Genomic DNA, 19,785 nt, shown 5'->3' with positions numbered 1-19,785 from the left:
TGTAAAAAGGCGCAGCCTCGCGCTGCGCCTTGCACTCATCAGAACTGATACTTCAGGCCGACCCGGCCGGTATCAAACTCCGGTCCGCTGTTGGTTACCTGCCCGTTGAAGTCCTCTTTATCAATGTCGATGTTGTAGCGATTGTACTCGGCGAATGCCGTCAGATCCGGCGTTACCCTGAAATCCACACCGGCACCCACAAAGGGCGATACCTCATCATAGGTTTCACTCTCGTTGAATGCGTCGACATCAAAAGCAGAAGCAAAGGCACCGGCTTTGCCATATACGCCGAAGCTGTCAGTGAGAGGCAGACGACCAACAGCACCCAGGCCAAAGCCTTTCAGCTTGCCCTCCACGTTATCCTCGCCAAAGTTGCCAAAATCGATGTACTCCGCTTCCAGGGCAAAAAACGGATTAAACTGGTAGCCGACGGCGGCGCCAAGCAGATCGTTCTCATCCTCAAACTCGCCCCCGTGGGATTTGTAGCCACCGTAGCTGCCGCTGATATAGGGGCCTGACTGGTCCCGCTCCACGCTGCCCTGAGCCAAAGCTGCGGGCGCAGTGACAAAAGAGGCTGTGAAAAGTGCGGCACTGGTAAAACGGATTGCAGAGTTCATAAGGCGTTCCTCCTGGTGAGTTCAGATATCCTTTCACCGGCAACCGAAAGCTGTCTTTCAATTACCTGAACTCACCCTACAAGGAATTTTGGCCCAACCGGGTTAAAACCGGACTAAGATCTGGTAATCCGGAATTAATTTAGGAGAAACAAGGACTTCAGTTTAAACGGTGGATCCGGGATCTACGGAGGCTTAATCGTCTTTCAGTGGATCCTCACCAGAAGTGGACTCATCAAGCTCTGCGGATTCTGCCTGTTTCATCAGTTCCATGCCGCCTTGCAAAAGCAGTGATTTAAGCCGCGGGTCTTTCTGTTCCGCGATACCCACCGCAAAGGCCATTAGGGCAGCTTCCAAGGGGTTTTCTTTGATCAGATTGCGGATGGCATCAATACCTGAGCCCGATTGAGCATTCGACTCCTTGGGACGCTTGCTAGAGGAAACCGGGCGCGTCAGGCGATGGAAGACGAGCGCAAGTGCGAGCATACACACGAACCCTGCCAGCCCCATGGCGCCGGCCTCGCCGAGCCAGGGTGACAGCGCAAGGACGGCTGCCTGAACAAGCAGGTAAAATCCGAACAGCAGCAGGGCGGTGAGCAAGACCATCGCCAGCAAAAAACCGATGATGGCAGCGGCAGCCTTGCGCACCGCACCCCGTACCTGAGGGGAATCAAGCATGATCAGCGATCAAGCATCTTGCCTACCAGAATACCCGCGAGAAACATGACGATGATGCTGAGGAACGGCCGCTCCTCAATCTTGTGTTCAACATCGTGAAACGCTTTGTCTCCGGCATCCTTGACACGATGCAACGCCTCATCGCCCCTCTGCCTGACCTGATCAAGGGCCTCGCGACTCTCCCGACGGATTTCATCACGCAGACTGCTGATGTTGCTTTTCTGACTCTCCGAAACCGTCCGGGTCAGCTTGGCCAGATCCTCGCGCAGTTCCTGAAGATCACGCTTGACCTGATTGTAGTCGTCCTGAGTCGTCGATTTGGCTTCCATGTTGTGCCTCCTTAAACAATAAATTTACTGCTAATTTGGCGATTCCAGGCTAAGAGCGCTCCGCCAGTCATTGATATTTTGCGGAGACACTTCCCAGCGTAGCACATGGAATTCAGGCGCACGTTACCGGCCGTTAACTCATCGGTTCGACTTCAAGGGCTTCCCCGCCAACCCCATGCAGTTGGCATAAAACGTGGTAGTCGCCGGCCAGTCTGAGAAGATACCGATTACACCCACCTCACGAGCCAGAACATCGATCACGGTAAGCATGTCGCCGTCGTTGTTAATGGCATCGGTCACGGTCTGATAATACCAGCCACCACCATTTGCCAGCGGCCCACTGCGTTCAACCGTCCAGGCAATCAGATCCAGACCCGCGGTGCGGGCATTCTCAGCGTACTCGGAGGGAACAATTTCACCGTAGCTATCAAGCGTCAGCATTTTCCAGAGGGCCGGCGCCAGAATATTCACGCCCTGTGCCTGAAGACTCTCCATGTAAGCCAACGACGTGTTTTTCGATGTGGGCGCTGACTGATCAAGGAAAACCGCCTGCCGGCCAAACCGGGGCGTCTCGTTTATCCAGAACAGCACATCCTCCAGATTGAACGACTGGGGCCACACATTCCCCGGCTCAACTCCGGCATCAACGTAATCCTGGATCATCTGGCGGGCATAATCCTGCTGGCTGTAGTCACCCTCAAACGGCATATCCACCACCGGCGATTTCAGCTCCGGCGTGAACTTTACCCCCAGCGCCTTGAACAGCTCGATGCTTTCTTTGTGAGTCATCAGCGTACCCCGGCTGGCATAGAGATCGGTGCGCCAGTCGGCTGTGCCAGCCAGATACTCCTCCGGTGTGGTTGCCATGGGGTTGTAGGCATCCATCTTGCCCTTCAGGGTCTTGAACTCGGCCAGGGTAATATCACTGGTGCGACACTCGGCCCGGGCCGGTGTGCCTGAGGCCGGATCGGCCGGAACAAATGGCTGGGTGCACTTGGCGTTCAGCTCGGGTACCGCAACGATGTTAGTGGTGGTGTGCAGGTCGTTCTGGGCGTGCCGGCAAACCAGCTCACGGTCCTTGGTGAATGCAACGTCGCATTCCACAATGCCCGCGCCCATTTGCGCGGCGGCAACGTAGGACTCCTTGGTGTGTTCGGGAAACTGCAGCGGTGCACCACGGTGGCCGATGGAGAAATCAGAACGCTTGAGATGGCAGGCATTGCAGGACTGCAGGCGCTCCTTCAGCGGGCCCTCATCCATATTCTCAACCAGCCATAACGGCCTTGGCCCCAGATGGATGGGCTGCTTACCGCCAGCGCGCTTATGCCAGGATTGGGCAGGCACATCTTTCCAGTCATCCAGACCAGGTGGAACCCAGGAGTCGGGGTGTGACTTACCCGGCGCAGCTTGCGCCACAGAGAGGGCGACTGTGCATAGCATCAGGCCCAGGATCGTGCGTAACTTCATAACCAGCTCCTTGTGAAATGAATGATACTGCATCATCAGTGTTCACAAGGAGGGTTACGACGGAACGACGTTTTTGTTACGAGGGCGTGATGCTCAGCCTGCCGTTGAGGCTTCGTATTCACGAATCATCGCGAACAGCTGATCCTTCAGGTTCAGTCGCTTCTTCTTGAGGGTTTCGAGGTATTCATCGGACGTGTTTTCAGCGCCAGTTTCAATGCGATGAACGGCATGGTCCGCCTCATGATATTCATCAAACAGCTTGGCGAAGTGATGGCTGTTGGTCTTCAGCAGATGAATGGCTTCTTTGGATTCGGGCAGTTCGTGAATCAGATCGTGTTTTTCCAGGGACATTCGCGCAGTCTCCGTGACTGTGGGGGATGAGATGAAGTTGACTCATTTCAGTGTAGGGCTCGCTGCCTTCGTCAGTCTTGATCCCCGTCAAGCGCCAGTACGCCTGCGCGCCCAATTACCGCGCAGGTTCATCGTTCCGGATACGGAGAAAGCTGGCAAAGCGAGGCAGACCAGTGGCGGTGAGGCCATAGTACTTGAATGTGATCGTGGTTCCGGGTTTTGGAGGTGAGGCTCGCTCGGAGTCGCTGAACCCGGAACCAATCCGGAATTGCCTGCCATCTTCCAACTCCACCAGCAGTGACCCCATCAGCCCCTCGTATTTGCCCTTGCCCGGCAGGTGATGAACCACCACTGCTTCGGCATCCTGATACCGTTTCACTTTCAGCAGATCATTCGAGCGCCCACTTCGGTAACCACTGGCGCCCAGCCGCAGCATCAAGCCCTCGCCCCCACCAGCCACCACCTTGTCCAGACGCAGCATCAAATCCTCATGGCTGCTCGCTCGCTGCTGATCGACAAGCGCCATATGGGGTGACCCGACTTTCTCGATCAACGCCTTCAGCCGGACCAGGCGTTGATCGAAGGTAGCCTTCTGATCCGGAAGATCAAACACCATGAACCGAATCCGCCGCCAATCGTCATCATCGGGCACCACCTGACGCACCGCTCCTGACAATTCCGCAAAACGGCCGCGCCCCATCCAGAGCTCACCGTCCAGGGGATGCGCCGGAAACCCTCTGGTGAACCAACCGGGCGCTCGATACTCATGACCGCCACGGGAAAGAAATCGCTCGCCTGTCCAGTATGCGCGCACCCCGTCGAGCTTTTCACTGACCCAGTAGCCGTCCAGCGGCATGCCCATTTGATACACGTTGGCAAGTGTCAGCTCGGGCGGTTTCGCTACCGCCACGGGGGAAAACAGAAGGGAAATCAGCACCGGCAGCACGGCGCTGAATAATCGAAAAGACATGGCAATTCCTTTGCTCTCAGTTGCTTTTTCCTACAGAGGCCAGACTTCCTTTCCGCCCCTGGTCATCAACCGCGTATCAGTCGTTTCCGCAGGTGCTCCTCACCTTTTTCCGGAAATCCTCACGAATACGGGTGTTCTCGTCCTCATTCACATAGACCCGCTCGCCCTGATCGTTAATGTTGTAAAAGGTTGAGACGCTGGCCAGATGCTTGAGGCGCGCCCGAAGCTTTCTGCACAGCTCGGCTTGCTTCTCCGCTTTCTCTTCAGCCTTGGCATTGGCTGCCTGACGTGCCTCTCGCTCTTCCTGCTGCTGTTCCAGAAACTCGGTCATCTTCTGATGTCGCTCCCGGGCACCCGCATCCACACTCGCCGGAGCGGCCTTCACCGCAACTTCACTGGATGTCCCCTGAGCCGGTGGACGGTCCCCGAAATGGGTCTGGCCGTTGGCATCGACCCATTTGTAGACGCCGGCGTTTGCGGAGAGGGGGATAAGACAGAGAGAGATCAGAACCAGAAATGCTTTCACAAAGAACTCCTTTTCACTTCGTTAAATCCTTGGCGCACCAGCGAGGATATGCCTTCTACGTCGTTGGAAGCCTAGCACCTCAGCGAGGAGCAGGTAAGCTCACCTGCTGGCGAAACTGAAGACTTTGAGACAGCGTTTGTACATCTCGTCCGTTTTCTGTTTGTAGGTGGCCTCGTCCATATCCCGCCAGTAACGGGGATTTCGGCCGATGCGTTTGTCATGCTCGGCGGTCACCGGGTCCTTGTGACGATGCGGCTCAAACAGCGGAATATCTGGCAGCGGGGCGGTGCTGTCCATGTATTGCAGCCAGAAATTCCATAGGGCCTTGTGGTCTTCATCGTTGCTGGACGCAGCCTGGAAGTCGGTCAGCGGCAGCGCCTCTTCCCGGAAACGATGAACCATCGCACCGTAATAAAGAGGTAAGCCCTGGTGCGTCGGGCCAGTGTGGACATAGCCATCAAATTCGGCAAACGGTGATTGCCAGGCAATCTGTCCAGCGTCCCGCTTTTTCTTGGGATTGCGGAAGGCGGTGACGAGGCCGGTTCGGCGGTTGAATTCCCAAAGAGGGCCTTTGGGGTCTTTGTAGATCCAGCTGGGGAAGAGGTGTTCGATGAGGCTGACACACCCCCAAATGAGAGCGCAGCCGCCCCCTCCATAGACAAGTATCGGCAAAAAGCCCTCTAGGAATAACTGCCTCTTTTCTTCAGCGCTAACATCAAGAAGGAGCGTAACAGCCACGGAAGCGAGGAAAATTCCCACTCCTCCTAAAATCAACGTAAACTTCGCAAATACTTTGAGCAATAACCATCGCCAAGAAGAGCCTGGCAGCGTAGCCCAGCGAATGCTTTCCTGGTTGATCCAGGCCATCGGAACTCTCTTCCTCTCTTCACCTCGGCCGTCTTCAACGTACCAGTTAGTGTCCTCATCCTGTCCCGGCAGCCAGGTTTCCAAAAAGTCGCCCGGGACCACGTTGGAAACATACTCTTTGGACAGTTTCTGCCCAGCCGTCCACTGAAAGCGAAAACCCCGGGAACGCTGATCCAACTGCCCACGAAGACGTGGACTACTGTCTCGGTCGGGTTGCCAAGCGGTAGGGCCGTAATACGAGGTTTCAGACATCGGGGGCTTCCTCCACAGTGTTCAGTTTTCGATGAGAAAGAACACTCAAAGCTCGCCGATTGGTAGTCAAGCTAGCCCAGAACGGAGCATCATCTTTAGTAAAATCTGGAGCCTCATGATTGCCGTGCCTGAGCTCCTGGTAAACCAGAGGATCCCTAACCGGTGGTGCAGGAAATACGTACTCTCTGCCAGTACCAAGGTCCGCAACCATTCGCGCCCTTATCGCCCATTCGTGAAACACCAGCCTGAAGGTCTGGGAGTCTCTAGCCAGTATTCTATGCCGTCAGGCAAGAATCTCCGATGAATCCACCAATCGCCATCCGGCAAGTCCTGCAACTCAGTTTTGACGACCGTGGTACCGCCGGAGCCAGGATTAGGTCGGTGAACTTCCTTGAATCGACGGATGTGTACCTTGAGTGCACCATCCAGGGGGCGCTCCGGAAACCCTCTGGTGAACCAACCGGGTGCCCGATACTCATGTCCGCCACGGGAAAGAAATCGCTCGCCGGTCCAATATGCGCGCACCCCGTCGAGGTTTTCACTGATCCAGTAGCCTTCCAGCGGCATGCCCTTTTGATACACGTTGGCGAGTGTCAGCCCGGGCGGTTTCGCTACCGCCACAGATGAAAAAAGAAGGGAAATCAGTACCGGCAGCGCGACGCTGAAAAATCGAAACGGCATGGTCTAACCCTTCCGAAGAATCGGATACCACCGCAACTTTTCGGGCCGGTAGACTGGCGAGCCGAGCACCATGAGTGCGATACAGTTTCCTTTCCAGCTGTTGCTCTAGATCCGTTTCCGGGAAATCACACTTCAAAGGCGAGTCTTTCATGAAGCGATAGCAGCCATTAAGGTAGACCTCAAACTCAATGATAATTAACTTTCCCAAATATCGCCTCGACTTCCTTCGGCCATTTGTATTTGAAGGGAGAGAATTTCCACCAAATAACGGTTGGCATAAGAAAAATAAATACCAGATGACCAAAAAACTTTGCTATTACAGGCTTCCCATGCAACCCGTCCAAATATGAGTCGTAATTAGCCACTTCAAGATTACTGGAATCTTCAGGAAGCAGGCCTTGATTAAAAAACCTCAAAACAAAGTTCCATCTCCGATAAAGATCTTCCTCTTTATAACAAGAAAAAATCTTCTTGCGCTCCAGCTGCCTTTTGGGACGCCTTCCACAGAAATAATACTTATCCCGAAGATAAATATGAGCGTAATATTGCTTATCCCACATGACGCCTGAACCAAAATATTGCCAATTGTATGAAAAAGCCACCTCCAGGTCTTCCCAAGGGATCTGGTAACAGGTGCCCCGACGGACAACGTAGACACACTTACCGTCGCGATCAATTCTGACCGGCAGCGTTAGTGGAAAGAAGATCTCGAATAGATAGAACGCAACCCATACTGGTACAAGGAAGGCCGCTGTTGCCATTAGTGCTTCCGAATAGAAATTATCGATAAACCACATTAGTAACAGAACGATCACCATAAATAGATTTACCACAACCAGCATCCCTCTTCGGAAAAGGGAAAATGCCGTCCGTATATCTATAAATCGTTCGCAGATGTAAGCAACAGCCAATTCCATATCTTCCGACGAATCAGAAACACCAACCACTGGCTTCGCCGGTGGACTAGCAAGCTGTGCTCCCCTCGTGTGGAATACCCTGGTGTCAAGCAGTTCTTCCAAATCCGTTTCCGGAAAATCACAGCTCAAAGGCGAGTCTTTCATCGACACCTAACCCCTCTACGTCATTGCCGTTTAGAATAATGCGGAGTCCATTTTCGCCCGTGATTTTCCGGCTATCCTTCTCACTCGGTCGTCAGTTCAATAGGGCAGAACTCAGTGTCAGGAAAACCTCGATTACTGGATCAGTAATAGTTAATCTTCCCAAACATCTTTTCAATCTCCTTCGGCCACTTGTACTTTAAGGGTGTATACTTCGACCATATTATGGTCGGCATAAAGAAGAAAAATAATACATTCCCAAAAATACGACGACCCATTTGGCCAGCCACGTGCTGATTATATGAGTCATAATTTGCTCCGTAGAGATTCTCCTTATCCTCCTCAATAACTCCCTCGTTGTAATACCTGACAATAAAGTTCCATTTCCGATACATAATCTCTTCTTTAAACCCAGAATAGATCTTCTTGCGCTGCAGGGGCATCTTAGGGGGCTTCCCGCAAAAGTAATGCTTCTCCCGCATGAACAGGTGGGCGTAGTACTGCCGCTCCCACACTACACCAGAGCCCAGATACTGCCAGTTGTAGGAAAAGGTCACTTCCAGCTCGTCCCAGGGAATCCGATAGAAGGTACCGCGGTGCCCTATGTAGACGAACCCCTCCTTACGGTCGATCCGGACCGGCAACGTGTACGGAAAGGAGATCTCGAACAGGTAGACGGCTACCCATACAGGACCAAAAGCGATCAATACTCCAAGCAACGCCTTTGAGTAGAACAAGCTAACAACCCAACCCAACGCCAGGACAATTATCATGAACATACTTACGATGACTGGCATGGCCCTTCGAAGAGACAAGAAGGCCGTTCTAATGTCTATGAACCGTTCACTAATGTAAGCAACGCCCTGATCCATATCTTCCGAGGAATCGGACACTCCCGACACCTTCCTGGCCGGCGGGCTGGCAAGCCGCGCACCATGAGTACGGTACAGCTTCTTTTCCAGCTGTTGCTCCAGGCCCGTCTCCGGAAAATCACACTTCAAAGGCGAGTCTTTCATCGACACCCAATTCCTCCACATCGTTACCGTCCAGGATGATACGAAGCCCGTTTTCACCCGTGACTTTCCGGCCGTCCTTCTCGTACTCAATCAGCATTTCAAGCTGATCACACTTGTTGTGGTTGTAGTGGTCAAACCGAAATAAAACACCCCCAGTAGAAGCGTCTAACTGCTTCCTCCTATGAAACAAGTCTGAGATATCCTTCGGTTCATCTTTCTCAAACCAGTTGGTGTCCACCTCAAACAGCCTGATGGAATACGTGCAACTCCCATCACTGTAACCCGGCAAATACACCACAAAAGAGGTCATTTCCGACATGACCTGATGCTCACCCCGGTTTATATCCCAATGTCGACCGATGTGCTCGGTTATCCGAATAATGGGAGAAAACAGCATGTAATAAAACGCATCCAATTCCGCTTCAAAATAACGCCTGACATCGACGCTTTCATCCTGAGAAATAACGGTTCGGCTTTCCTCCAGCAGTTCCGCGCTCGATGGCCTGGACTGCTCATCCCAGTAACGCAACGTGGGCGAATTGCCCCAGAATGACATAGAAAGGAAATCCTCGATCCGGGACCGGGCGATGTATAGCTGTACCACGCTGATAACGAAGGAGATGGCAATCAGAACCGCGCCTACCACGAGCACAACGGCTACGCCTACCCCGGTGGTAACCGCACCCGCCACCGCCAGAGTAGTCAGGTAGGTGATACCGATGCTCAGCCCTATCTGGACCCCGGACAGGGCCACCATAGCGTGATGGCCTGTGTCCAAGGCCTTGAGGCCCCGCCTTCCTTCCAGACCTATCGACAGTAAAACACCCACGTAGGGAAGGGTCTTTGTGGTGATTGTCACGAAGCTCTTTGCAGCAACAGACAAAATCTTCACATCCTTTAAGATACCTAGAGCCACCGACACCCTCGCCCCAGCTGCCGACAGGTTTGCCCCGAGAGCTTTCGCGTACTCCTCCTTGATCAGCAACCCGCTGAGGTTAACCACACCTTCGCCGATGCTCCACAGGCCAGATACAAAATACCCCCACCGGTCGATGACGGATCGGTCCCCAAGCATTACATCCTGCTGGGTCTTGTCCAGGCCGGAGAAAAGGCTTGCCACATTAATCGCGTGAAAGAAGGTCACGGCCCCAATGAACTTGCCCCGGTTCTGCTTGATGCTTTCAACCACCGGGTCCAGCCGGGTATGGAGCCAGCCAAAGGGGTTGTCCTTGAAATCCGGAGTCAGGTGGAACATGTCGATCATGGTACCGCGCAGGTAATTCCTGATCCTGGCATCCGCCATGCCGGCGGCCAGTGGCGTCATTGTAAGTTCAGACAGGTTATGGCCAGCGGCCTCCAGTGACTTGCGGTGGACCGCCGTGAGCAGGTCCGTTGCGGTATTCAGGGTTATTCCCTGCCGGTGAACATCAATGCCATAGCGTTTCTGGACAGCCTTGGTCCACTTTTTCCACTGCGGCCAGGTTTGAGGGTCTTTCGCCCAGGTTCCCATCTTTGCGGCGGGCGCGGCAAATTCCAGCATCAAGACGTCGGTGGCGGTGCTCACGCGCACATACGCCGGCATGTCGAAGATATTGTCCACAATCTTCAGGCGACCATAATCAAAACCGGGAAGGTCTTTCAGTTTCTGGGCAATACCGTTGGTGGCAGATGCCAGGAACAACACGGTGTTGAGCATGTTACCGACAGTGCCGGCTTCGCCTTCGTCTGCTTCCAACCACCGCTCGGCGTCTTCCTTGCCCTTTTCCGCACCGACATATCCGTCCAGTATATCCGCCAGTTCCTGCTCAACCGCCTTGAACCCTTCAGCACAGTGACAGTCGTTGAACTCCAGCTTCCCGGCCAACTGGTCGGAGTGAATCCACCGCTTCCAGTCGCCGAACACCAATGCCCGAGTCTGATCATACTCTTCAAGCTGTGCGCCGTAGCTTTCAATAAATGCGTCTTTCTCCTCTGAACGAATTCGCTCTTTCAGTTCATCGGAGACTTCCTGCTGTTCTTCGGGCGTTTCCTTCTTGTTGGCCTCACGGGCGATGAGCGCATCCACCATCTGGGAGGTGGTGTAGGCGTATGCGTGCTCCTCCGCGTAATTCGTAATCAGGTTTACATGAAGGGCATGTAGTTGGCCCAACTCGGAGGTGATACCGATTTCATCGTGGAGGGCGACGCAATATGAAAATTCAGTTTCTTTTTTGCACTGCCCCTGCAAATCCGACTCACTGATTCCTTGTGCAAAATCCGTCAAGCTCCACTCGAAATCCACTGTCTCTGGCCGAAAATCTTCAACCACTTCGTTTATAGCTTCGGTCTCACTGATATTTACGCCTTCACGTTTTTCCGGAAGCCCGCTCAGGTCGAACGACTGCATGTGCTCTTCGCGGACTTGTGCGTCCGTTCGTACAAGTTCCTGCAAACGCACAGTCCACCGATGCTGCACGAATTTCAGAAGCACCTTGCCTTCTGCAGGGTGGTGTATGGCGGGCAAAGCGCTTTGTGCGTCGGCACCTGGAAGCAGTACGGAGTTCACACCGGGCTGTACTTCGGTTATCAGGCCTTGCTCATTGACCCGGTATTCATGCAGCGTTCCGAAAACTTCGGAAAACATGTACACCCAACCGGGCGTTAGTTTTCGTACACAGTAATGAGTGGTTTCAAGCGCAACGGTGGGCGGTCGGAAGTTATGTGGCAGCGCTACTTCTTCCTGACTGATCGCCCAACGTACCGGATACAACGCAACGGTTTTGAACTGGAGCGGGCACATCTGTGCCGCTGAGTCGATGTCATCAGCACCCTGCAAAAACGCTGAGCTGTTAGCGCTACCCATGAAGCAGTCCCTCCGTTGACTTTTTCTCGGCGAATTCTGCAATTCGCGCTATGGCTTTGCCTGGCGCTGCGGAATTCTCTTTCCACAGAGTCTGTACTTCACTGTCGTCGAATGCATGGTGTCCAAGCCAGCCAATCGTATTGATATACAGGGCGATATCGCGGGTACTGTACAACCCCCGCGCTTTCGCCGCGTCGACTAGCGCCGAGACCATCTCCCAATCCTGCCCATCCAAATCCATTTGTTGAAGCAAACGGGGAAAGTAGTTTGCAACGTGAAGTTCGAGCTTCCTGAGGGCTGTCTTTTCCGCTGCTCTTTCCATGGCAACCTGGTGTTCCTCACGAATGCTAAACCTCTCAGCCTGCCGCTCACTACTGGGCTGATCATTATGAAAGTAGTCCCAATCACCCTCGCGGCGATCCTGAATGGCGAACAGGCTACAAGGCCCCATCAATCGCCTCACATTTTCACCTGATGAATCCAGTTTCAACAGGTGCCGCGCGATTTCAGGATCATAAAACCGGAACACAACCTCATCTCCCGTGACCAACCTCGCCATAAGCAATCCACGCAAGTGGTGCATGACCTCTTGGAATTGGCAGTCAGCCCGCAATACGATGGCGACACCCTGATGTTTCCAATCGTCGAAGCATTTAAGTGCCAGGGAGCTATCTATTCCCGTTTCAACGAGCCACGGTGAAATTTCCAATAGGTCGGCAAGCTCAGTTTCCCTGTAGAGCGCATCACAATGAGGTGTTTCGATCTCACGATAAATAACTTGGCGCAGATTATTTACTTTGGCGCCATCAATAAGAATGAACGTCTTCCCCTTACCGGGAAGTCCAGCCAGTTGCCCCATCAGATCGCACCTTGTGATTCTGGTGAGCAGACCTGGCAAATTCCCTTACCCTGATTCGCAGCATTCTTGATGGCGCGTATCTGGTCGGACTTGGCCATCGGTCTTTCGGGTGTCTCCGGCAGGACCACCGGCGCAACAGCCCCCCCATTCTTCTCCACCAACCCCGGCATCTCCGGCACCTGAACCTTCTGACCACTCCCCTTACCCGGAGCCCCTCCAGCATTCAGTTTGATCGCCGCGCCTCCCATGGCCACACCGCTGGGGTCGATCTTCACGAAGCTGCCACCAGCCTTGAGGGTGATTTCCGCACCCGCTTCGATAACGGCTTTCTGGCCGGCCTTGATGTGCAGTTCGGTGCCAGAGTCGGTTAGCCAGGCGGTACCGGCTTTCAGGTGCAACGTACCAGTGACGTTGAAACTGCGGTCTTTGCCGGTTTTTTCCCGTTTTTCACCGTCCACCGTGGCGTGGTCATTGCCTTTGATGTGAGCCCTTTGATCGTTTGCCACGGTCAGATGGCTATCGTTCTTGATGACTTCGGTGCGGTTGTTTTCCGTGCGCAGTGCCAGGTCTTTCTGGGCACGAACATAAATCTGCTCTTCGCCGGCTTCGTCTTCAAACCGCAGCTCGTTGCTGCCCTCGCCCTTGTGGCTCTTGGTTTTCAGGGTGGTGCGGGTTTTGTGTTCCGGCAGAGCGTACGGCGGCGTGTTGGTGGCGTGCCAGGTCCGGCCGGTGATGATGGGCTGATCGGGGTCGCCGTCCAGGAAGGAGACGATCACTTCATGGCCGATCCTCGGCAGCGCGGTGAAACCATACTGGCCGCCGGCCCAACCCTGGCTGACCCGGAGCCAGGCACTGCTGTGTTCATCATTTGACGCATAGCGATCCCAAGGAAATCGCACTTTCACACGGCCGTATTGGTCGCAATGGATTTCTTCGCCTTCCGGGCCGGTAACCACCGCCATCTGGGGCCCATCCATCAGGGGTTTGTGTTCACACAGCGGCCGCCAGCTCCGGTCTGCAGGAATGGCGTTAAAGTGGTTGCCATAGCGCGTCGGTTCGCTGCCACCCTCTTCTTCCAGGGCCTGGGGTTGTGAGCCGGTGTGGGTGACCGCCGTGAGCAGCCAGTCGCGGTTCATGGCTTCATTGTCGTGGTCGGTTAGCGGCACCCTGGCACCAGCTGCGAAATCCGGGCGATTGCTCTCGCCAAAGGCTGTGCTGGCGTCGCTGCGCAGTGCCGCAAGCCTGGCTTCAGTGAACGGCCGACCACTGGCGTCCTGCTTGAATCGGCCAGGGTAGTCGTAGTGCTGGTAGTCCACCCGGTGGAGGATCTGGTCGCCAGCTTGTTCATGCATCAGGGCGTAAGCCGGGTTTTTGAAGGTGTAATCCTTCATGGCGACCGATGCGGGGCGTACTCGCTCCCGGTACGCAAACCGGAACACACAGGGCGTGAGGGCACTCCCTCCTGCTTTTCCGTTGTATGGGGCAGCCTCAAGCCTGGGCGAATCGCGATGATGATCGGCAAAAATCAGTGCAGGTGGCTCCTGGCCATCAAGGCCGCCATGCTGGTAGCGATAGTGCCAGCCTTCCTCCGCAGCCAGACGTTCAACAAAGGCCAGATCACTTTCCCGGTGCTGGACGCAGTATTCCCGCTCCTCGGGGCCGCGTTTAAGATCAAAAACGGTATCGACGATCCCCCGCTCCTCCAGCAGGGTACGCACAATCTCATCCGTGCCCCGGTTCTGGAAAATACGGCTGTTGTGCATCAGCGCCAGGCGCCAGAGCGGTGGCCGGAAAACCAGTTCGTAGCGGGTACGCCGATGGCCGGAATCGCCGCGGGCAAATTCGCTGACCACGCCGGTAAAGCGACGCAGCGGCATCCCGTCCTGCCAGACCACCAGATCCACCGGTTGCTCCAGCACATTCGAGGCGCCAACAGACGGATCGGTACTGGCCAGGTCAAGGCGTCCCTGGAACAGCTCGGACAGCCGTTCTGTCAGTGCAAAACCAACAACGGAAAAGTGGTCAGAGGAGTATTCGCCAATGGTGGCGGTAAATTGCAGTCCGTTTGCCTGGGGCATATCTTCGGTCCCTGAAGAGAAAAGAAAATCCGGGCTTTCGCACCATCCTGTGCGAAGGCTCAGCCCTGATGAAAACGTCCTGCTCTCATCAGGGCGGCCCTAGTGTACTGAAAGAGTTTAATACAAGCTGCGGGGTATGCGGTACCCCGCCAGTAGTTGCTGTGTGAACGGGTTGGTATTGCTGGCCGCGTGGAGGCGATAACGCATCTCCCCGTCGTCAACCCGGAACCGGACATCCACCGCGCTGCTGCTCACGCCGGTAATGTCGGCTTTATCGAGCAGTCGGAACAGGGCCCAGGGGCCGCTTTCCGAGAGGCTGCGGGGTGAACGGTTCACCTGGACCGGCACCAGGGTAATACGGCTCTCAACAGAGTCCCGCAGGGTATTGGGCCAGACCAGCGGAATGCTCTGGCGCGGGCCGTGGCTGAACTCGACCAGTTGGCCATCCACATTCACCACGCTGCGGCGTTTGTTGGCTGAGAGATTGAGCGGTTCCAGCGCGAACTCCACATCCAGGGAACCACCCCGGGTAAAATAGGCCCTGCGGATTTGGTCGGCATTTTCCAGGGAAGTCAGTACCGCACCGCGCACCAGGCCGGCACGTCGGGCATCACCCACTTGTTCCGGGTGATCCTCGAGGAACAGTTTCAGGTTGTCCTGATAGAAGGCGTCCAATACGCCGCCCGGGGCAAAGAACCGTTCAAAGTCCTGCAGTGCAACATCCCGCCCGGAGTCCGGATTAAACGGATAGTGGCGGGCCAGATTCTGCTGAAAAGGCTGATACACCTCGCGATACCACTCACGCTCCAGCTGCGCCACCGCCTGGTCCAGAACCACCCGCCAGCTTTCCGTGGCCAACCGGGTCAGCAGCCGGTTCAGGGGCTCCGGCTGGTTGTCGGCCATGCGCTGCAGGGTGAAGATCGGGTCGGCTCCCTGCAGGCCCATGCGGGCCCGGGCGGCGGCCAACGCAGCCTTGCCCTTGTCTGGCGCTTCCTGGATGTTGCGCATGTACTCGTGAAGTTCCCCGACCACCAGCATGATCTGTTCAAGCCCGGTTGGCTGATCGCCATTTTCCCGGGTCAACTGGTTGAGCTCCGCAAACTGCCGTTCAATATCCTGCAACATGCGAAAATGGGGCGACTGCTCCAGAAGCTCCCGGGCTGCGGCACTCTCCCCTTCTGCCGAAGGCACAAGACGCGTGTTATGGCGAACCTGCCCGAGCAGGCTTGCCAGGGGCTCGTGGCCGCTGGTCAGGCTCTCCAGAATACGTACGCCGTGGTTCAGGTCCTCAAACCGCTGAATATCGATGCGGCTCAAGGCAGTACGCCAGGCCTCGGCATAGTGCTCGGCATAGAGGGTCTGCAAACTGGCCAGCAGTCTGGCTTCATCCACCTTGCTGAAGTCAACGTTGTCCCGGCGGCCCAGCACCCAGGCGTCCACCAGAGCCAGCTCCGTTACCGAGCCGGACTTGCGCAGGAACCATTTTTCCAGTCCCTCCCGGGTCAGCAACGCGGGGATGGTCAATGGATCTTCTTCCACCGCTGCTCCCGAGTCCGACGGCTCGCCATAGCCATCCAGCCGGGTGAACACCGTGCTGAATGCCGGCCCGGATGCCCGGGCCAGTTCCAACGGTGCCCGGAATTCCTGTTCTGCTTCAATTTCCAGATCCCGATAGACCCGGTCTGGCGTGGCAATCCGACCAAGCTCATGTTGTGCCCACTCGACACTGCTACGAAACGGCGCCAGGGTCATATCGGCAACCGCATCGCCCTGGCGAGTTAGCTGTGCCAGATCGGTATGCGCCATGGCATAGTCCAGATGACCCAGTAGCCGCTGCTGCAGTTCACTCTGGCCGGGGAACGCCTCCTGCCAGTGGTTCTGCATGTAGCGGGTCACAATATCGTCCCGACGACCACTGGCGTCATACAGCATGCGCAACACCCGCAGATGCTCCAGGCGCTCAGTGCTATTGTCCGGCGCCTGACCCATCTCGGCCATCACACCGAACATCAGGGCTGGCAAATATTGGTATGCCAGCATATCCAGGTAGGATTCCTCAACTTCCGGGCCCACCTCATGGCCACGGTACAGGCCCATATCACTGAGCAACGGCCAGTTCCGGCGATGGTCGCCAAAGGCCAGCGTTGCCTCACGAAGTTCATCCAGCGGACCGAGCAGGTTCCGGCCGGTGTTGTCCGGTTCAAAGCCCACCGGCTGCCAGTTATCGATAAAGCCCTGAACACGGGCTTCCACGGCGGCAGCGGCCTCTGCATTCTTGATAAAGAAATGCTGCCAGCCGGCGGTCATACCCGCACCGGCACAAACAGCCACCACGGCGGCCACGGCCAGCCGGCGTTGCCTGGACTGAATCACCCGTCGGTTATCACCGGCCAGGCCAGCCTCCGGATAGATGATCTCGGGGAACAGTGCCCGGGTAAACAGGGTGGCGGACTGCCCTGCCCGTTGGGCAGGCTGAATGGGCCCGGCAATCTGGTAGTTTGCGGCAGCTGCCGAGACAAAGGCATCTTCCGGCACGCCCTCCTGCAACACCGAGGTGAAGTAGGTGCCGCGAACCATCGCCGGTGTCGAGAACACATCCGCAGACAGCAGGTCGGTCAGGAAATGCTCCAGAACAGGCTTCAGGCCTGCAAGCTGGCGGGTAAAGGAATAGGCCGCTGCCCGCTCCTCGGCATCCCGGGTATTGGCCAGAACATCCGGCAAGCGATCGGTAAGCCGCTCAACCATGGCGGTGTATCGGTCAGCGAACTGGTTCAGCCAATCGTCGTTATCTATCTGGCCTTCGAGTCTGAAGGTGAAGCCCAGGGCCTGCTCCTTGTCCTGCTTACTCAGGGTCCGCACGAGCGGGCCAAAACCGTAAAGCAGGTCCATCTTGGTGAAGGTGACATAAACGGGCAGGCGGGAGCCGATCTGCTCCATCAGTTCCCGCAAGCGCGTGCGCAACAGGATGGCCCGGTCCCGCCTCTGGCCGGAGTCTGCCACGCTGAGACTGGCCAGATCTATGGCCAGCACCACCCCGTTCAGAGGACGTTGAGGACGATTTCGCTCCAGCCAGGCGATGAAATGATGCCAAAGACGCTGCTGGATCTCCGCGCCCGCGCCCTCACCCTGACTCTGGCTCAGCAGTTCACCATCCGGATCGATAAGCACGCCTTCATCGCCGATCCACCAGTCAAAACCGAAGGCATTGCGATCCACCCGATTGTTGCGGGTTACGTTGGTGAGCGTGTAGGTCTGCCCGGACCGTTGAATCAGGCTGGTCTTGCCAGCATCCTCAAGGCCCATCACCAGATACCAGGGCAGCCGGTAAATGCCTTTGCGGCCGGGGAGGTTGCTTTTCAGGGCCGCCAGCTGACGATCCAGCAGGCGCTGCTGCTTGCGCTCCATGGGCAGAATCGGATCTTCCTGTTCCTTCTGCGCTTCGGCCTGCCGGACGTTCACCTTGCGCAGGCGGCGCGCCAGCACCATGCCCCACATCATCGCGACCACAAGGACAACGCCCAGGGTTACCAGGGCCCGCATCTGCCAGGCCGCTAATGGAAACTCACCATTGAGTTCCCAGCGCGGCCCCAGCCACCAGGTGGCCACCAGCAAGGCGATAACGCCGAGTGTCAGGGTGACCGGGGCTGCGTTTTTAAGGTATGGCAGAAGCCAGCGACCGATAAGTAAAGCTTTTCTCCACATGGTTTCCATTCCTGATGTGATTCCTTGGTGTGCTCCGGGGATCAGCCCAGCTTTTCAAGCTGCCTGATCAGAGCGGGCTCCCAGTCCTCGAGAGCCAGCCCGCGAACCTGCGTTTGCAGATCCTGAATCTGCTGCGTCGCCAGTGATTTCAGGCCTGCGTCTTTCATCAATCGGGCGCTGGCAAGACGCCAGTAAAAGCGGTCTCTTGGCTCTCTCGCTTCCGCCAGCCCGTCCTCCAGAAGTTGCATCCCGGCAGCCAGTCCCTTTTGTGAAACCAGATCCCGAGCTTTGTCATAAGCCTGCTCCCAGGCGTTGGCGCTGCCGGCGGAACCACCGATCGCCGGCGCGGACCAGAGCCACTCTTCCGCCTCGCGGGAGAGGAACGGCGTGCCATCGTTGAAGGTGAGCTCCGGCAACTGGGCAAGGCGCTCGACAAACTCCTTTGCAGACACACGGATTGCCTCTGCGCAGGCGTGGTGGCCAAGGGCCGTTGCGACCCGGGCACTTAGCCAATGGCCGTCCAGCCAGAATGGACTGACCGACAGGCTCTGCTCGATTTTCTGCCACAACGCCAGGTCTGCGGATTTTTCCAGGGCTTCCCGATAGTCAGCCACACGATCGGCACTCACGGCGGCAAGATCGGTGCGCTTTCCGTCTCGTGTCGGCGGTACCGTGGTGATGTTCTGCCAGATAGCATACCGGCGGACCTGGTACCCCAGAGGCTGGTCCGGCCCGGTTTCGGTGAGCATGTCCGCGACTTTCAGAAGGCTCTGCCGGGTTGCTCGCTCATCACCCGGGTCCAGGGTGAGTGCCCCCAAGGAAGGCTTCGACGGTGCGGGTTTCTGCTCTGGCGTTTCAGTTCCCGAATCCTGGCCGACCTGCCCTGCCTGCGGACGGGTTTCGGGGGCTGCCGTGGCGTCGTTAACACTGGGCAGCTTTTCAATTGCCCGTTTAAGATCCTGCAGTGACCCCTCCGGCAGTTCCCGGCCAGCGGCCTGGTCCATCAATCTGGCCAGAAGTTCAAGGCAGAAAGCCCGACCGTCGCCAACACTGCCATCGAACGCCAGGGCGTCTACGCCTTTGCCGGCACGCTGGAGCATCTGGGTGAACATCATCTTGCGGGCCCGCTTGCCCTTGTCCCCGGGATACGGCCAGGCCTGCTCCCACCATTCGTCCAGGATCCGATGCAGCAGGTACAGAGACAGTGCGAACCGTTCACCGTCGCCGCCACGTTGCAGGGCGATCAGCAGAAAACCGAGCACTTTCAGATCCTTGCTGCGGTCCGAGAGAATCGTCAGGGCATCGCTTTCAACCTTGCTCCAATCGATATCGGTATGGGCCAGAGAGCCCACCTTCATGATCTCGTTTTCCAGAAATTCGAGCGTTGCATCGTCTCCGAGTGCCTCGCCGACACCGGAATCGCCGGGCAATGGTGAGACAACCTGTTCAACGTAGGGATGTTGCTCAATGATCTGCATGTTGCTGTCCTGAATCG

Annotated in this window: 16 protein-coding genes; all 16 read right to left on the bottom strand. The window is 56.2% G+C overall.

Annotation, left to right across the window (positions count from 1 at the left end; genetic code table 11):
- Positions 1 to 38 precede the first annotated feature (38 nt).
- A complete protein-coding gene (locus tag A8B84_RS13470) occupies positions 39 to 617 on the bottom strand; it encodes a porin family protein (protein ID WP_064229654.1) in 579 nt (192 codons plus the stop codon).
- Positions 618 to 809: 192 nt separating this feature from the next.
- The gene (locus tag A8B84_RS13465; RefSeq protein ID WP_064229653.1) at positions 810 to 1,292 is read right to left on the bottom strand and encodes a hypothetical protein; all 483 of its coding nucleotides are present in this window, start codon (positions 1,290 to 1,292) and stop codon (positions 810 to 812) included.
- 2 nt (positions 1,293 to 1,294) lie between these two features.
- The gene (locus A8B84_RS13460) at positions 1,295 to 1,621 is read right to left on the bottom strand and encodes a DUF883 family protein (RefSeq protein ID WP_064229652.1); all 327 of its coding nucleotides are present in this window, start codon (positions 1,619 to 1,621) and stop codon (positions 1,295 to 1,297) included.
- Between the two features lie 138 nt (positions 1,622 to 1,759).
- A complete protein-coding gene (locus tag A8B84_RS13455; RefSeq protein WP_064229651.1) occupies positions 1,760 to 3,088 on the bottom strand; it encodes a glycerophosphodiester phosphodiesterase family protein in 1,329 nt (442 codons plus the stop codon).
- A 93-nt stretch (positions 3,089 to 3,181) separates the two neighbouring features.
- A complete protein-coding gene (locus tag A8B84_RS13450) occupies positions 3,182 to 3,439 on the bottom strand; it encodes a YdcH family protein (RefSeq protein WP_064229650.1) in 258 nt (85 codons plus the stop codon).
- A 115-nt stretch (positions 3,440 to 3,554) separates the two neighbouring features.
- On the bottom strand, positions 3,555 to 4,409 hold the full coding sequence (locus A8B84_RS13445) for a DNA ligase (RefSeq protein WP_064229649.1): 855 nt from the start codon (positions 4,407 to 4,409) through the stop codon (positions 3,555 to 3,557).
- 76 nt (positions 4,410 to 4,485) lie between these two features.
- Positions 4,486 to 4,935, bottom strand: coding sequence for a DUF4124 domain-containing protein (locus A8B84_RS13440; RefSeq protein ID WP_227512833.1), 450 nt, complete (start codon positions 4,933 to 4,935; stop codon positions 4,486 to 4,488).
- 99 nt (positions 4,936 to 5,034) lie between these two features.
- Positions 5,035 to 6,054 carry a hypothetical protein gene (locus tag A8B84_RS13435; protein WP_064229648.1) on the bottom strand — a complete coding sequence of 340 codons (1,020 nt, stop codon included), beginning with the start codon at positions 6,052 to 6,054 and terminating at the stop codon, positions 5,035 to 5,037.
- 219 nt (positions 6,055 to 6,273) lie between these two features.
- Positions 6,274 to 6,735 (bottom strand): hypothetical protein, encoded by a 462-nt coding sequence (locus A8B84_RS21895; protein ID WP_227512832.1) that lies wholly within the window; start codon positions 6,733 to 6,735, stop codon positions 6,274 to 6,276.
- A gap of 185 nt (positions 6,736 to 6,920) precedes the next feature.
- A complete protein-coding gene (locus A8B84_RS13425) occupies positions 6,921 to 7,796 on the bottom strand; it encodes a DUF6708 domain-containing protein (RefSeq protein WP_064229646.1) in 876 nt (291 codons plus the stop codon).
- Positions 7,797 to 7,936: 140 nt separating this feature from the next.
- Positions 7,937 to 8,809: a hypothetical protein gene (locus A8B84_RS13420; RefSeq protein ID WP_064229645.1), complete on the bottom strand. Its 873-nt coding sequence runs from the start codon at positions 8,807 to 8,809 to the stop codon at positions 7,937 to 7,939.
- A complete protein-coding gene (locus A8B84_RS13415; protein WP_064229644.1) occupies positions 8,784 to 11,651 on the bottom strand; it encodes a toxin VasX in 2,868 nt (955 codons plus the stop codon). The genes A8B84_RS13420 and A8B84_RS13415 overlap by 26 nt, the downstream gene beginning before the upstream one ends.
- On the bottom strand, positions 11,644 to 12,510 hold the full coding sequence (locus A8B84_RS13410) for a DUF4123 domain-containing protein (RefSeq protein WP_064229643.1): 867 nt from the start codon (positions 12,508 to 12,510) through the stop codon (positions 11,644 to 11,646). The genes A8B84_RS13415 and A8B84_RS13410 overlap by 8 nt, the downstream gene beginning before the upstream one ends.
- Positions 12,510 to 14,588, bottom strand: coding sequence for a type VI secretion system Vgr family protein (locus A8B84_RS13405; protein ID WP_064229642.1), 2,079 nt, complete (start codon positions 14,586 to 14,588; stop codon positions 12,510 to 12,512). Before A8B84_RS13405 ends, A8B84_RS13410 begins: the two co-directional genes overlap by 1 nt.
- Positions 14,589 to 14,705: 117 nt before the next feature.
- Positions 14,706 to 18,299: a type VI secretion system membrane subunit TssM gene (gene tssM / locus A8B84_RS13400; protein WP_064229641.1), complete on the bottom strand. Its 3,594-nt coding sequence runs from the start codon at positions 18,297 to 18,299 to the stop codon at positions 14,706 to 14,708.
- 32 nt (positions 18,300 to 18,331) lie between these two features.
- On the bottom strand, positions 18,332 to 19,768 hold the full coding sequence (gene tssA / locus A8B84_RS13395) for a type VI secretion system protein TssA (RefSeq protein ID WP_064229640.1): 1,437 nt from the start codon (positions 19,766 to 19,768) through the stop codon (positions 18,332 to 18,334).
- Positions 19,769 to 19,785 lie beyond the last annotated feature (17 nt).

The sequence above is a fragment of the Marinobacter sp. EhC06 genome (genome assembly GCF_001650915.1).
GTDB lineage: Bacteria > Pseudomonadota > Gammaproteobacteria > Pseudomonadales > Oleiphilaceae > Marinobacter.
The sequence above is the reverse complement of the archived record's forward strand: the minus strand, read 5'-3'. Positions and strand labels throughout refer to the sequence as shown.